Here is a 15,338-nt window from a genome sequence, read left to right as displayed (position 1 = left end):
ATGATCGAACGACAGCATCGACGCCCCTTTGCTTTTGTCGTCATCTTCGTTTTGATCGTGTTGGCTAACTCGGGCACGGCTGAAGAGAGCCCGAAGTCCCAAGGAGAGCTCCTCACCGCCGATCAGGCGCTGGCGCAGTTGGAGCAAGGCAATCGCCGCTGTGTGCAAGGAAAGTCCACGCATGGACACGACGTGGAGAAATGGCGGGAACGATTTCTTCTCAAGCAAAAACCATTTGCGACAGTGCTCGGCTGCAGCGATTCCCGCGTAGCCCCTGAATTACTGTTTGATCAAGGGTTCGGCGAACTGTTCGTGGTCCGCGTGGCCGGGAACATTGTCGACCCCAATGTCGTCGGCAGCATTCAATATGCGGTGGAACACCTCGACAACAAACTGATTGTCGTACTTGGTCATCAAAACTGTGGCGCGGTCACTGCTGCGCTCGCGCCGCCGGATCAAACGAAAGACGAACCGCCGGAGCTGCGCAAGCTGCTGGATCAAATACGGCCGGCCATTGACTCCGTGGATCGCAAGCAGGAACGGAAGCAACGCGTCGAGGCCAACGCGCGAGCGTCGGTAAAGCAACTTCTCGAAGTTCCCTCGATTGCGAAAGCGATGAAGGAGAAGCATGTCAAGGTCGTGGGCGCGGTGTACCACATCGATTCGGGAGAGATCATGTTCCTCGACGACTAATTCTTTAAAAGTATCATACGTTATTCACGAAATTCGACCCGGAACACGAAAGATAATGAATGCAAATCGGGATGATGGGCCGGGGGTCGGACTCGGGCGAAGGCCTGTGGATGATCCAAACGGCCATCGTCGAAGGTGTGCCGGTGCTCACCATGGCGATGTATGCCAGATTCGCCTCTCGCGGCGAGGCGGATTTCCAGGACAAATTGCTGTCGGCGAAGCGATTTGGGTTCGGCGGACATTTGGAAAACCAGACAAATAGGAACGTATCATGAACATGCCTCCGTCTGACGCTGTGGTTATCTTCGGGGCCACCGGCGACCTTGTTTACAAGAAGATTTTCCCGGCGCTCTATGCGATGCAACAGCGAGGATACACGTGGTGCCTGAGCTTGGCGCGGGCTTGTGGCCGCTTCCCCAAATGACACTGTTGCATCCGCTCACTTTTTGGATTGCCCAGTGGTGGGTGGGTCTCAGCACAACGAAAGGAACTTTATGATGAATCATATGAACGGATGGATGGGCGGAGGAATGTGGCTGTGGACGGTGATCGGTGTTCTGGTAGTCATCCTGCTGGTCGTCGCAATCAACAACCAGTCCAGGAAATAGTCACGAATTCACGACCTGATAGTGAAATGAACGGCTAAGCACGAAAGAAAACCAATGCTGATCAAGTTATCCACTGACATAACTGTGATTGATGCGGCGGCGGCCTTGCAGGCTGCCGTCCAAGCCAATCACTTTGGCGTCATGCAGGTGCATAACCTTAAAGAGACCATGACGAAGAAAGGCGTAGAGTTTGATCGTGAATGTCTGATCTTCGAGGTTTGTCAGCCGCAACAAGCGAAGAAGGTCCTCGATGAAAACATGAGCGTCTCCACCGCACTGCCCTGCCGGATCTCCATTTACGAGGAGGGCGGTAAAACCATCCTGGCGACCTTGAAGCCCACCACCCTGCTGGCGATGTTTAACACGCCGCAACTCAAAGACGTGGCGTAGGAAGTGGAAGACACCATTGTTAACATCATGCAGGAGGCGGCAGACTGACTGACTGAAACAACTTAACCCCAGAGAGTAAATTATCATGAAAACATCCCTAATCATCCTCATAGTGCTGGCTGTGCTGGCACTGATTGCCGTGATGTTCGTCGTCAGCATCTACAACAAACTCGTCGCGCTACGTAACCGTTTCAAAAACGCCTACGCGCAAATTGACGTGCAGCTCAAGCGGCGCTACGACCTGATTCCAAATCTGGTCGAGACCGCGAAGGGTTACATTAAACACGAGCGCGACACGCTCGAAGCCGTCATCGCGGCGCGCAATGCCGCATCGTCCGCCAACACCGACGCCGCCGCCAATCCCGGCGATCCGGCAGCCATGAAGCAACTCGCCAGCGCTGAAGGCACGCTCACCGGCACGCTCGGCCGCCTGTTTGCGCTCTCCGAGGCATATCCCGACCTCAAAGCAAACACGACCATGCTGAGCCTGATGGAGGAAATGACCTCGACTGAGAACAAAGTCTCCTTCTCCCGGCAGGCATATAACGACTCGGTGATGTTCTACAACACGCAGCGGGAAGTTTTTCCCAGCAGTCTCATCGCTGGCACGTTCCACTTTACCGCCGCCGAGCTGTTTGTCATCGAGCAGCCGGAACAACGGGAGGCACCAAAGGTGTCGTTCTCTTGAAGAGGGACGTGACTCATGGATTTTTTCGAACATCAGGACAAAGCCAGGAAAAACACGAAAGTGCTGGTGATTTACTTCGTGATCGCCGTCCTGTGCATCATCGCGTCGGTTTATCTCGCCAGTCTGCTGATTTTCTATGGAACCCACGCGAAACAACAGCCCGGCGCCCCGACGCCAGAACTTGTCCTGTGGGATCCCAAGCTTTTCCTCTACGTCGTGCTTGGCACGCTCGGCGTCGTCCTCATTGGTAGCCTCTACAAAACCGCCGCCCTGGCCAAGGGCGGCAGTGCCGTCGCCGAATCACTCGGCGGAAGGCTCCTCAACCCCAACACAACCCATCCCGATGAACGCAAGCTGCGGAACGTGATCGAGGAAATGGCCATCGCCGCCGGCGTGCCCGTCCCCAAGATTTATGTGCTCGACGACGAAAAGGGCATCAACGCCTTTGCTGCGGGTCACGCGCCGGGCGACGCCGCCATCGGCGTCACGCGCGGTTGCATGACCTTGCTCAACCGCGATGAATTGCAGGGCGTCATTGGCCACGAATTCAGTCACATCCTCAATGGCGACATGCGCCTGAATCTCCGCATCATGGGCGTCATCTTCGGCATCCTGTGCCTCGCGGTAATTGGCCGGGTCCTGATCTACTCGCGCGGCGGCCGGGACCGGAATCCGCTGATGCTCCTGGGGCTGGCCCTCATCGTCATTGGCGCGATCGGCGTGTTCTTCGGCCGCCTTATCCAGGCCGCGCTAAGTCGGCAACGGGAATTCCTGGCCGATGCCTCCGCGGTGCAATTCACCCGCAATCCTGCGGGGCTCTCCGGGGCGCTGCAAAAAATCGGCGGCGTCGGTTCGCAGGTTGAATCCGCTCACGCCGGTGAAGCCAGCCACATGTTCTTCGGAAACGGCATGGGTAAACCGTTTCTCGGTGCGCTGGCCACGCACCCTCCACTCGACGAGCGCATCCGTGCCATCGATCCGGGCTGGGACGGGAAATTCAAGACCGCCGGTGTCTCCGCAGTTGAAGCAGAATCTTCACGCAAGGCGGCGAAACCAACGTCCTCAAGATCTCCGTTTACGACGATTCCCGGGATGCCCGGCACACGGGCTGGCGACGGAGGGTTCGCCACCAACGCAGTCCTGATGGGAGCCGTGCTGCCGAACGTTGGCAAGCCAACGCCGCTGCACTTGCGCTACGCCGAGGAGTTGCGGAATTCATTTTCAGAAAAGGTCCAGTCCGCCGCTCGCGAACCGCTCGACGCCATTGCACTTGTTTACGCGATGCTCCTCAGTCCGGACGACGCCTTGCACGTGACGCAACTCACGGAACTTGGCAAGCGAGCCGCGCCAGGAGTAGGCGAAAAAACCGCCGCGCTCTGGCCAGAAGTCGCGCCCATCGACTCGCGCGCCCGTTTGCCGCTCGTGAACCTCGCTTTGCCCGCGCTGCGTCAGCTTCGGCCCGACGAGGTCGAGCAATTCAGCCAGGCGTTGCAATGGCTCATTGAGAGCGACGGGCAGATCGAAATCTTTGAGTTCGTCCTTCAGAAAATTGTCCGCCGCCACCTCGCGTCGCATCCGGGCGAAACCCGTCCGACCTCCATTAAATACCACACACTTAAACCGCTCGTACGGGATTGCAGTGTCGTGCTCTCCGCGCTGGCGAACATCGGCAGTCGCAAAACCGGCGAAGTCGCAAAAGCATTCCAGCAGGGCGCGCCTCATCTGGTGGAGAAATCCGACGGGCTGCAACTCCTGCCGCGCGAAGAATCCGGGCTGGAACAACTGGATACCGCGCTTGACCGCTTCGCGTTGGCCGCTCCGCAGATCAAAAAGAATTTAATCGAAGCCTGCGTGCAGGTCGTCGGCGCGGACGGTTCGATCCAGGAACGCGAAGCCGAATTGCTTCGCGCCATCGCCGACACGCTGGATTGCCCGATCCCGCCGTTTGTGGACATTGCCGAAAGCTAAACATATGACCGGAGACGCCCTATGAAAGAACACGAACACATAACAAAGCACAAGCCCGAAACCAAGCCGGCGCAAGACCAGTTGGCGAACAAGGTAAACGCCGAAGGCACAACGCCGCACGCCGGTTCGAACCATGCGGACCACCACAACCACCAGGATCATCATGCCCAGATGGCGGCTGACTTCCGAAATCGGTTCTGGATTTCGCTGGCGCTGACCCTGCCGATTCTGCTCCTCTCACCGCTGCTCCAGAAACTGGTGGGGCTGCGTGAATCCATCCATTTTCCCGGCGACCTCTACGTACTGTTTGGCTTCGCCTCGGCAGTCTTTTGGTATGGTGGCTGGCCGTTCTTGAAAGGGATGTACAAAGAACTGAAATCCCTGCAGCCCGGGATGATGACGCTGGTTGCTGTCGCCATCACGACGGCTTATCTTTACAGTAGCGCCGTAGTGTTCGGTCTGACCGGCAAGATGTTTTTCTGGGAGCTGGCCACGCTAGTCGACATCATGCTGCTGGGGCACTGGATCGAGATGAGGTCGGTGATGGGTGCCTCAAGGGCACTGGAGGCACTGGCCAAACTCATGCCCTCCGACGCACACAAACTGATGCCCGATGGCAGCGTGAAAGATGTGCCGCTGAGCGAACTGGCGGTGGACGACAAAGTCCTCATCAAACCCGGTGAGAAAGCCCCGGCGGATGGTGTCATTGTGGAGGGAGAGAGTTCGGTTAACGAGGCGATGCTCACCGGAGAATCAACTCCGGTTACCAAGACGACTGGCGGCAAGGTCATTGGCGGCTCCATCAACGGCGAAGGCTCGCTGACCATCGAGGTCAAAGGCACCGGCAAGGATTCGTTTCTGTCGCAGGTCATCGACCTGGTTAAGCAGGCCCAAGAAAGTAAATCGAAGACCCAAAACCTTGCCAACACCGCCGCGATGTGGCTGACCGTGATTGGCCTCGGGAGCGGCGTGCTCACCCTGGTGATTTGGCTGGTTTTCATGAAGCATGACTTTGCCTTTGCCATGGAGCGGGCCGTGACCGTCATGGTCATCACCTGTCCGCACGCGCTCGGCCTGGCCGTGCCGCTGGTTGTGGCTGTCTCCACGGCCCTGGCGGCCAGTAACGGCCTGCTCATTCGTAATCGGGTTGCCTTCGAGGGTGCCCGAAAACTGCAGGCCGTCATTTTTGACAAGACCGGCACGCTGACCGAGGGTCGGTTTGGCGTGACCGACACGCTCATGTTCAGTGAGGATTTCGACGAAGAAACGCTGCACAAGTACGCGGCCTCGGTGGACACGAATTCCGAACATCCCATTGCCAAGGCCATTGCGGCTGCTTCGGAAAACAAACTGCCCGTCGAAAGCTTCAAAAGCATTCCCGGCAAGGGGGCCGAAGGCAGGGTCGACGGCAAAGACATCAAGGTGGTTAGCCCGGGCTTCCTGCGCGAACAGAACATCGATCTTACTGACAAACGCGTTGAGTCATTGCAAGCCGAGGGAAAGACGGTCGTGTTTGTCCTCGTTGACGGAAAGCTGAAGGGCGCGATTGCGCTGGCAGACATCGTGCGACCCGAGGCGAAGCAGGCCATCGATGCCCTGAAGGCGCTCGACATCCGCTGCATGATGCTCACCGGCGATAACAAAGCGACCGCCAAATGGGTCTCGGACCAAGTCGGACTGGATGAATACTTCGCCGAAGTCCTGCCGCAGGACAAAGCAGCTAAAGTCAAAGAAGTCCAGTCCCGGGGCGTGTTGGTGGCCATGACCGGCGACGGCGTGAACGATGCCCCGGCGCTGGCCCAGGCTGATGTGGGCATTGCCATTGGAGCCGGTTCCGATGTCGCGGTGGAAACCGCCGACGTGATTCTGGTGCGTAGCAATCCACTGGATGTCGTGGCCATCGTGCAACTTTCCCGCGCCACATATCGGAAAATGATTCAAAACCTCGTCTGGGCCACTGGCTACAACGTCTTTGCCATTCCTCTAGCGGCCGGAGTGCTCTACGCCTGGGGCGTGCTGCTCAGTCCCGCGGTGGGTGCGGGGCTGATGGCTGCGAGCACGGTGGTCGTAGCCATCAATGCGCGACTGCTGAGACTGAAGGCCGAGTCTAAGCCTGAAGCCAAAAAATGACCAAGCTATCGATGAATGAGAATACGAGGATTCGATGTCCGCGAGACAACGTGAAAACAGGAATTCAAAGACGGTGACCACAACAACTAAGAAGGGAGCACGACCGTGAACGAACCGATTGCACATTCCGGAACCTGGGGAATCGCCCTGATCGTGATCGTACTGGCCTCCTGGCTTCTATACCGCTATCTCGCGCCCAAGACGTGGAAGGAGTGGGCGAGCGCCGGGGTCGTCCAGGCCTTCATCATCGCCCTCTATGCGGAAATGTATGGCTTTCCGCTCACCATCTATCTGCTCGTCCGATTCTTCGGCCTCGACCAGACCAATCTCAACGCCAGCCTCTGGTCCACCCTATTGGGCATGGGAGAAACGGGCATGATGATCGCGATGATCTTCGGCTACGCGATCCTGTTCATCGGCATCGGAATTTTCATGGAGGGTTGGCGCGAGCTGCACCGCGCCCGCCAGGAAGGACGGCTGATCACGGACCGCCTCTACGGGCTCGTGCGCCACCCTCAGTACACCGGGCTCTTCGTCGCGCTTTTCGGCGAAGGAGTCGTTCATTGGCCGACCATCTTCTCGGTCGCTCTATTTCCTATCATCGTCCTCGCTTACTATTTGCTGGCGCGCAGTGAGGAACGCAAAGTTGAGGATGAATTTGGCGAGGCATATCGCGAATACCGGAAGCGCGTGCCGATGTTCATCCCGCGCTGGGGGGAATGGCGCAAGCTGGCCACGACCCGGGACGATACGCCTGCCTGAAATATTTCAAGACCTCGATAAACCGAATTCGAAGTAATCATGACAACGAACAAGAAAGAACAAAGACCATGAACACATCCAAGACTGAAGCCATTGATCCGATCTGCGGCATGGCCGTGGACACTGCCACCGCTCTCCACGCCGAACGCGATGGAAAGACGTTCTATTTTTGCAGCGAACACTGCCGAGAAAAGTTCCTGTCAGCATCTGGAGATTCCAAGCCGGACGACAAGTCCGGTGGCTGCTGCTGTGAGTAAAGCCCTGCTACAAGCATTCAGAACGAGGCAAATGCGGTATTCGCTCAAATATAATATACAAATTGCCACAGGTTCCGAATAATGAAGCAGACACTGATAATGGTGGCCGGCTGCGGCCTTCGGGGCGATCATGCTCTGCCACCTGATGGACTTCGGCATACACAAGGATGAAAAAAAACGGAGGACACGATCATGAGCACCGACATTCATCAGAGGAACGATCGCGGATCCGGGAACGCCCGGCCGACATCGGCTTCCCGGCACACGCACTCCACACCGCATCTGAACCCCCAATACCTTGGACTCGCCTTCGGCGCGACCGGTCTGGTGTTCTATCTTGGCTGCATGCTCATGATGGCCACAGTACCGCACGACAAGGTGGTGATCGTTTTCAATAGTCTGCTGCACGACCTCGGTGTGGGGCCAATTCTAAGAATCAGCGTGCCCATCTCCCAAGTCTCACTGGGCCTGGTCACTACTACGTTCATCCTGGGCTGGTTCGCGGGGGTCTTGATCGCTGGGATATACAATCTGAGTCTTAGCATGAGGAAATGGAAATAGTATGGAAAGTGCGCCCGACAGAACTACGAAATATCAGGCGGACAGCCTCTCGCTGATCGGCGCCATTGCCTTGGGGACCGGCGTGATGATCGGAGCCGGGATCTTCGCGCTGACCGGCCAGATGGCGGAGATGACCGGAAGCCTGTTTCCTCTGGCGTTCCTTTCCTCCGCACTGATCGTCTCGTTCAGCGCCTACTCCTACGTCAAATTATCCAATGCCTACCCCTCCGCCGGCGGCATCGCCATGTATCTGGAGAAAGCGTATGGCAAAACCTTGACCACCGCCTTCCATGCCCTGTTGATGTATTTTTCTATGGTGATCGCCCAGAGCTTTCTGGCGCGAACCTTCGGATCCTACACCTTGCAGCTGTTTGCCATCGACGACAGCAGCCTGCTGGTTCCCACGCTTGGGGTAGGGCTGTTACTGGTGGCCTTTCTACTCAATCTGGCCGTCACCGGTTTGATTCAGGGGGTCGCCTCGGTGCTCGGCTTCATCAAGATTGGCGGCATCGTTTTGTTCGGCGTGGTCGGGGTACTGGTGGCGGACTCGGTGGAAGTGAATTTCTCCGCGGCGGATCCCGGGGCGTCGCTAACTGGTTTTCTGGGTGCCACGGCGCTTGGCATTCTGGCCTTCAAAGGGTTTACTACCATCACCAACAGTGGTTCGGAACTCAAAGACCCGCGCCGGAACCTTGGCAAAGCTATCATGATCTCAATCGCCCTCTGTGTGGTGATCTATGCGCTGGTCGGTTTTGCGGTCTCCAGCAACCTGTCACTGGGTAAGATCATCGAAACGCGCAACTACTCGCTGGCCGCCGCGGCCCGGCCGGCCCTGGGAGAATACGCGGTTTGGTTTACCGTGATCCTGGCCATGCTGGCCACCTCGGGCGGCATCATCGCCAGCGTTTTTGCGGTGTCACGCATGCTGGCCATGCTGACGGAGATGAAGCTGGTTCCCCATAGCCACTTTCATATGCCGGGGAGCATCCAGAAGCATACGCTGGTCTATACGATTGTGCTGGGATTGCTGCTGACGGCGTTTTTTGATCTTTCCCGCATCGCGGCGCTGGGTATTATCTTTTATCTGATCATGGACGTTGCCATTCACTGGGGTGTGCTGCGCCACCTGAGAAAAGAGGTGGGGGCCAATCCAGTGATCCCGATCATGGCCACTGTGCTGGATGTGATCATTCTTGGCGGCTTTCTCTGGGTCAAGGGCGCCTCTGATCCTTTAGTTTTGATCGTGGCAGCAGCCGTTATGGCGGCGATCCTGATCATGGAGTTTTTCTTCCTCAGAACACGACCGTCCGAGGGGCAGCCGGACCATAAGCATTCCGGATGACCCGGCAAACAGATGAAAAAAGTAGAAAGTGAACAATGTTGAAGGAAGACCTCCACTTTCGTGAAGCTCCGCTCTCACCCGCCCGGCAAGCGTGGTTGATGCTCGTGGGCGAATTGGCGCTCGTGATTCGACGAAAGCCACTGTGGCCGGAGGCACGTCTGGCCCGCTGGATCCTGCCGTTGGGATTCGTGGCCACCACCCTGACTTTCGGGTCGATGTTCGCCAGCCCGGCCTATACCGGCGCGGGTAGGTCTGGAGCAGTCCAGCGGGCCAATCAAGCGGGTAGAAAGCCCTCGATCGAGCTGCCGCGACCGGAAATGCATCGACACCGGATTGACCTGGGAAAGCAAGTCAGGCGCGGAGTCGCACCACGATTTCGGGTAAACACATTCGTTTCTAAATCCAGAAAAAGACAATGACACTATGAACCAGGAAAGAAACATGACCATGAATGAATCGAAATCCATGATTAAAGACCCTGTCTGCGGCATGACTGTGGACGAAGCCACCGCGATCCACGCCGACCGCGACGGACAAACATTTTACTTTTGCAGTGAACACTGCCGAGAAAAGTTCCTGTCCTCGCCCGCTGATGCAAAGCCGGATGACAAACCAGGAGGTTGCTGTGGATAACAACACGCATACCACTCTCTCAACCGCGCGGCTGAGCCCCACGCGATTGGGCTGGGCATTCGGAGCAACCGGAGTAGTGTTCTACCTCGGCTGCATGCTCACGATGGCCATCGTACCGCGTGAGAAGGTGGTAGTCCTGTTCAACGGCCTGTTGCACGGATTCAACGTCGATCCAATTCTGAAAACCGGCGTGCCTGTCGGCGAAGTCGTGCTGGGATTGATCAGCACGTTTATCCTTGGCTGGATTGCAGGGGTGTTAATCGCGGGAATCTATAATCTGGGTGTTCGCAAATCCGGATAGGACGATTGCGGAATTTATTGTGAACCCATGACCGAGGCAAAACACAAAGCAACCGCAGCAGACTGGAAAGTACCATTCTGACGAACCACACCGGTGGATGGTTCGGTCACGCACTCGTGACAGGAAAACGACATGACGAATCACCGGGCGAACCGCCCGAAGCAACCGTCCAGCAATGAAGACATGGTGGACTCGCTCCAGCGCGATGCCTTCGGATATTTTCTACGCGAGAACAACCCTGCGAACGGCCTTGTGCTGGACAAGACGCAAGCGGATGCCCCCGCGAGCATCGCCGCAATTGGGTTTGCACTTGCAGGATATCCAGCAGGCGTCGAGCGTTTATGGATGACGCGCGCCGAAGCAACAGAGCGAACGCTGGCGGTGTTGCGGTTTTTCTGGACCAGCCCGCAGGGAACAGCACCGGACGCCACAGGCTACAAGGGGTTCTACTACCACTTTCTCGATATGACGACTGGCCGCCGCGCAGGGATGTGTGAGCTTTCAACCATCGACACCGCTTTCCTGCTCGCTGGAATGCTCACCGCGGCAATCTATTTCGATGAGGATTGTGAGGACGAGCGGGAGATACGCACGTTGGCCGATGCGCTCTACCGTCGTGCCGATTGGCAATGGGCGCGTAACGGTGGAGCGACAATCACTCACGGTTGGAAGCCCAAAAGCGGTTTTTTGAAGTACCGCTGGAATGGGTACGATGAGGCCCTGCTCGTATACGTGCTTGGCCTCGGTTCGCCGACGTACCCGCTGCCAGAGGAACCCATGATTCGCTACATTGAAATTGCAACGCAATCTCCCGTGTCGTTAAACCCAGCTGCATACGCTTTCAGAACTTCGAGGCATCGTTCCTTGGAATAAATCAACATGTAAAATCCTCCATGAAATGAAATCTCACCAGTCTACCTACTTTACCGCATTCTCCTTGGAGTAAAATGTGATGCGATCTAGAATGGTGGGTCGGTCTCAGTGAAGATGGGAGACGTCTCAAGACTGAGTAATCGGAGATTCAAAACGAAGATTGCAATACCAGTCGTTCGTATCTGGACGAAAGCGCAAATTGCTAACGTTTCGGAATCAGTCCAGTTGTTGGTTGCCAGGATTGAATGAAATTACGTATCAATGACGTATTGCTATGCGAATTATTTTACGCATGTCTTACAATTCTGCATTGCCACTGCCTGAGACTTATTGGTTTACAGATTGGTTAATCCGTGATTGACGATAGCGTCAACGCTATCGATTCCAGTCATTGTGCGCCGGTAAGGTTTGCAACACGACTTGAATGAATGGTCGTATTTGTGTGAATCACAAAGTAGATGCCTATCACACATTTTATTGAATTTGGCAAACGGGTAACTCGTATTTCAAATAAGGATCACATCAGAGCTATATTGGAAGTTAGGCATGATGTGGATTCAACGGCGTGCTCGAATTCGGTGGAATGGGATCGTCGGTTGTCATCAACTTATCGTATAGATCCGGTGGCAGCACACGCATCACAGTAAACAGCCCTTTGACACCTTTATACCAGCCTTCGCGCATCCCCTGGGTTTCGCGACGATCGGTTAATTTTTTCATGTCTTCCATTGTCATCGGCATATTATAGTCATTCGCCTTTTCCATCTGCATCTTACCAGCATGCTTACCTTCCATTTTCATGCTCGACATCCCCTTCATGATTTGCGGATAGCCGGGAACCTCGAAACCCGGATCATTCTTTTCCTGGCGAATGATGGGCCCGACTTGCGATACCATATGGTTCATCATGTGGTGAAACATGTGGCAATGCAGTACCCAGTCACCGGGATTATTGGCCACGAATTCTACATCCCGCGATTGAGCTACACCCACGATCACTGTATTTCCCGGAATCCATGCCGTTTCCGGAATACGTCCCCCTTCAGTCCCTGTCACCCAAAAAGTGTGTCCGTGCAAATGCATTGGATGCTGATGCAGCGTACTGAAGTTTAGAAATCGAATGCGGACCCGTTCGCCTAACTTACAAACCAGTGGTGTCGTGTAAGGGCCACACCGCCCGTTGATTGTAAGAAAGTTCCAGTCCATGGAGACCGTATTGGGAATGTGCGCGTTGGGTAACATCGAAAACTGCTGAGTCATTAACACGAAGTCACGATCCACGGTAGGTTCAAAAGCCACTTTGGGATGAACAATGAAAGGCACCACCATTCCGATTGCTTCTTGCATCGCCACATGCGGATGCAAGAAAAAACTACCTTCCTGATGTACGTCATATTCATAGACAAAGGTCTTGCCCGGTTGAATCAGGTCTTGTGTAACGGCAGGTATTCCGTCCATACTAATGGGGAGTTCCAAGCCATGTGAATGCAGAGTTGTCGGCTCTGGCAAATCATTACGAAAAACAATCCGTACTCGTTCGCCTTGATACATTTCTAATACAGGACCGGGAAACTGGCCGTTAAATCCATACGCGTCCATCCAGATCCCCGGCAGTACTTCTCTACGGGTGGGGGTCGCCTGCAAATGGAACTCGCGCGCACCATTTACAATTTTCCCGCTCAATGTTTTCAAATCAGGTGCAATCACATTGACTGGTGGCTCCCCCGCTTTTCGCAATCCGGGCACGAGTTTCCCTCGGTCAGTCGGACTACCAACTGGGCCACCAGTGCCTGGATGCATACGGGGATATGTGCCTCCCTGACCTTGATATTTATCGGAAGAAGCTCCGCTTTCCGATGACTGCCCCATAGCGGTCCCCGCAGCAAACAATCCGGCTGTGGCTGCCGCACCCTGCTTTAGAAAGTCCCTGCGGTCATTTTGAGTACCCATTGATAGGCCTTTCATTTTGTTTTATTTCGTTTTGCTAAATGATCGTTGTTCATGGTCTCTTACGATTACCGGGGTTTGGGAACGGCATTGATATGTCCGCCACCCACTGGCGCAGGAGGCTCGGCCAGTCCACCTGTCAATAACATACCGCTAATGGCAATCTCACTTTCATGATACTTTAATTGACTCATGATATAGTCTGCCTGCAAATTGAGATAGATCTGCTGTGCCATCAACACATCAGGCCAGGGAGCGCGCCGCTCCTTATAACTGTGATGTAACAGATCGTAGGCTTGCTTACCCTTAGGTAACATTTCATCTCTGTAAGTTTCTACATGCTGACACGCGGTCTGATAATTTCTAAACTCTGTTGAAAGCCTGCTCATCAAAGATAATTCCAACCGTTTCACATCCGCCCGAGATCGGTTGAGATCGGCTAAGGCCTGATCCACGGTGCCTTGATTTTTGTCGAAGATGGGAATAGGTAACCCGACGGTGACCCCTGCTACTGAATTATCGGTCTCGAAATTATGACCGAAATTGACATCGACCAGAATATTAGGAATCGGTTGGACACGTTCACGCTCTACGGTTATTTCGTCATGTTGCACACGTTCCCAGGCAGCAACGATTTCAGGACTGCTTTCTAATAACTGATTGAGCGCCGAATTCCAGTCATAAAATTCCTGAGGAGGCTCAAGCCTCCCTCTCAGAGTTGTACATTGTAATTCAGGAGTACCCACCATCGCCACTAGATTTCGCCACTCCTGTTCCAAGTCGTTCTCAGCCGCCTGCTGTTTCAATTGTGCGCGATGCAAGTCGACTTCCGCCTGCAACAGGCCGGACTGATTCGTCTGTCCTAGATTAAGCATCTCTTTATGTGTTTGTAAATTATCTTTCGCATTCTCCAGAAGTTTACCTTGGACTGCGAGTAACTGCTGCGCTGCCAGTGTCCGGTAGAAATGAATCCGCACGTCATTCAAGACCCGCGTGTACTGGGCTGATAAGTTGGTTTCCGCAACTGCGACCTGCTTTGTCCATTTCGCGCGACTGAGCTTCAGCTTACCACCTGTGACAAATTCCTGTGAGACGAATGCCCCCTGTAATTCACCAGCCGTGCCATTGATGCCAATTTGATCGCTGGCATATCCTACAACCGGGTTTGGGTAGAGCCCCGCCTGATAGGCTGCGCCACGCGATGCTTCAACTTGCGCTGCCGCCTGGACCAGTGTCGGATTATTGGCTTGTGCCAAAGCTTCTAGCTCATCCAGTGATATCGCAGTACTTTGGTTTGTTACAACATCACCCGGCATGGGGAGAAGAAGTGGATCGTATTTCTCTACTGGTAACTCAATTGACTCTTGATGCGATACGAGTCGCGTTTCAGTCTCAGAGGTTGCATCATATTCTGCTTCCGCATCATCGCGCACAATGACTTGCGAAGTATCATTTTCTGCTGGTACAGGTTTTTTACCTATTTGATTAGCAACATCCCTTTTCGTACTGGCTGCACATCCACTAATTGATACTATTGCCAGTAAGATAGAAATTAGATTCTTTGATTTCACCACAGCCCCCCGAAGTCTAGAACTAGCCTCGCAAATTCTTTACACGCGATTCCCTTAACTTATAGTTATCGGCGAGATCTGTACTATTGTTTTATCCAAATATATCGATTTCAACGGTTTTATGTAGAATAGAATGACGGTGCCATCTAAACATCATGTACAACGATGATTACGATAATATTCTTTTCTCAGCTAGAATTAGTAAAATCCAAATCGACAATATCTAAAACTCTTAAGTGCGCTCTTGGGTTCGTTGGAAAACAGGAGCTATATAGATTGTAACTAATCTAGCTACCAAGACAGCAAAAACGACATACTACAATAATGTGATCGACAAAATTGATTTCACCAGAATAGTCATTATGACCAAATATCCTGTGAACTCAGTTTGTATATTCCGGTTTTTTGGATTAGGTAGTTTTTTCGATTTGGCTATTGATAGAAAGCCTGAGCTATCTCACGACATAATGACGTTCAGTTGCTCACGCTCACAACTAGGCCTATCGCAGCCACAGCAAAAAAACATCCTTGCAATTTTCATGCTCCTTCTAAAAACAGGACATTAAAAAACTAACTTTCCCCCGGTAGGCGGGACCAATGATTACACCATCTAA

The 15,338-nt window shown here is 54.1% G+C and carries 15 protein-coding genes and 1 pseudogene; 14 read left to right on the top strand and 2 right to left on the bottom strand.

Going from position 1 to position 15,338, the window contains the following annotated elements; all coding sequences use genetic code 11:
* The 14 genes and pseudogenes from F1728_RS19820 to F1728_RS19755 form a co-directional block, all read left to right on the top strand.
* A complete protein-coding gene (locus F1728_RS19820; RefSeq protein WP_155365519.1) occupies window positions 1-693 on the top strand; it encodes a carbonic anhydrase in 693 nt (230 codons plus the stop codon).
* Between the two features lie 59 nt (window positions 694-752).
* On the top strand, window positions 753-968 hold the full coding sequence (locus F1728_RS19815) for a hypothetical protein (RefSeq protein WP_228030255.1): 216 nt from the start codon (window positions 753-755) through the stop codon (window positions 966-968).
* Window positions 965-1,117 (top strand): hypothetical protein, encoded by a 153-nt coding sequence (locus tag F1728_RS32635; RefSeq protein WP_155365518.1) that lies wholly within the window; start codon window positions 965-967, stop codon window positions 1,115-1,117. Before F1728_RS19815 ends, F1728_RS32635 begins: the two co-directional genes overlap by 4 nt.
* Window positions 1,118-1,355: 238 nt before the next feature.
* Complete coding sequence (locus F1728_RS19805) at window positions 1,356-1,691, top strand: DUF302 domain-containing protein (protein WP_155365517.1); 336 nt, start codon at window positions 1,356-1,358, stop codon at window positions 1,689-1,691.
* 85 nt (window positions 1,692-1,776) lie between these two features.
* Window positions 1,777-2,379 carry a LemA family protein gene (locus F1728_RS19800; RefSeq protein WP_155365516.1) on the top strand — a complete coding sequence of 201 codons (603 nt, stop codon included), beginning with the start codon at window positions 1,777-1,779 and terminating at the stop codon, window positions 2,377-2,379.
* A 15-nt stretch (window positions 2,380-2,394) separates the two neighbouring features.
* Complete coding sequence (locus F1728_RS19795) at window positions 2,395-4,347, top strand: M48 family metallopeptidase (RefSeq protein ID WP_155365515.1); 1,953 nt, start codon at window positions 2,395-2,397, stop codon at window positions 4,345-4,347.
* A 21-nt stretch (window positions 4,348-4,368) separates the two neighbouring features.
* Window positions 4,369-6,477, top strand: coding sequence for a copper-translocating P-type ATPase (locus F1728_RS19790; protein WP_155365514.1), 2,109 nt, complete (start codon window positions 4,369-4,371; stop codon window positions 6,475-6,477).
* A gap of 105 nt (window positions 6,478-6,582) precedes the next feature.
* The gene (locus tag F1728_RS19785; RefSeq protein ID WP_155365513.1) at window positions 6,583-7,239 is read left to right on the top strand and encodes a methyltransferase family protein; all 657 of its coding nucleotides are present in this window, start codon (window positions 6,583-6,585) and stop codon (window positions 7,237-7,239) included.
* A gap of 68 nt (window positions 7,240-7,307) precedes the next feature.
* Entirely contained in the window at window positions 7,308-7,496 is a 189-nt protein-coding gene (locus F1728_RS19780) for a YHS domain-containing protein (RefSeq protein ID WP_155365512.1), read from the top strand.
* Between the two features lie 192 nt (window positions 7,497-7,688).
* Window positions 7,689-8,057 (top strand): DUF5676 family membrane protein, encoded by a 369-nt coding sequence (locus tag F1728_RS19775; protein WP_155365511.1) that lies wholly within the window; start codon window positions 7,689-7,691, stop codon window positions 8,055-8,057.
* 1 nt (window position 8,058) lies between these two features.
* The gene (locus F1728_RS19770; protein WP_155365510.1) at window positions 8,059-9,399 is read left to right on the top strand and encodes an APC family permease; all 1,341 of its coding nucleotides are present in this window, start codon (window positions 8,059-8,061) and stop codon (window positions 9,397-9,399) included.
* Between the two features lie 441 nt (window positions 9,400-9,840).
* Entirely contained in the window at window positions 9,841-10,032 is a 192-nt protein-coding gene (locus F1728_RS19765; RefSeq protein WP_228030254.1) for a YHS domain-containing protein, read from the top strand.
* Window positions 10,025-10,333, top strand: a complete 309-nt coding sequence (locus tag F1728_RS19760) for a DUF5676 family membrane protein (protein ID WP_228030253.1) — start codon at window positions 10,025-10,027, stop codon at window positions 10,331-10,333. Before F1728_RS19765 ends, F1728_RS19760 begins: the two co-directional genes overlap by 8 nt.
* 183 nt (window positions 10,334-10,516) lie before the next feature.
* Window positions 10,517-11,104: pseudogene (locus F1728_RS19755) on the top strand (glucoamylase family protein); the annotation flags it as partial.
* Between the two features lie 642 nt (window positions 11,105-11,746).
* On the opposite strand, the gene F1728_RS19750 reads toward F1728_RS19755, so the two are convergent.
* A complete protein-coding gene (locus F1728_RS19750; protein WP_155365507.1) occupies window positions 11,747-13,156 on the bottom strand; it encodes a multicopper oxidase family protein in 1,410 nt (469 codons plus the stop codon).
* A 65-nt stretch (window positions 13,157-13,221) separates the two neighbouring features.
* Window positions 13,222-14,724: a TolC family protein gene (locus F1728_RS19745; protein WP_155365506.1), complete on the bottom strand. Its 1,503-nt coding sequence runs from the start codon at window positions 14,722-14,724 to the stop codon at window positions 13,222-13,224.
* Window positions 14,725-15,338: the final 614 nt, after the last annotated feature.

Source organism: Gimesia benthica (genome assembly GCF_009720525.1).
Lineage (GTDB): Bacteria > Planctomycetota > Planctomycetia > Planctomycetales > Planctomycetaceae > Gimesia > Gimesia benthica.
This window is presented reverse-complemented; position numbering and strand designations above follow the sequence as displayed.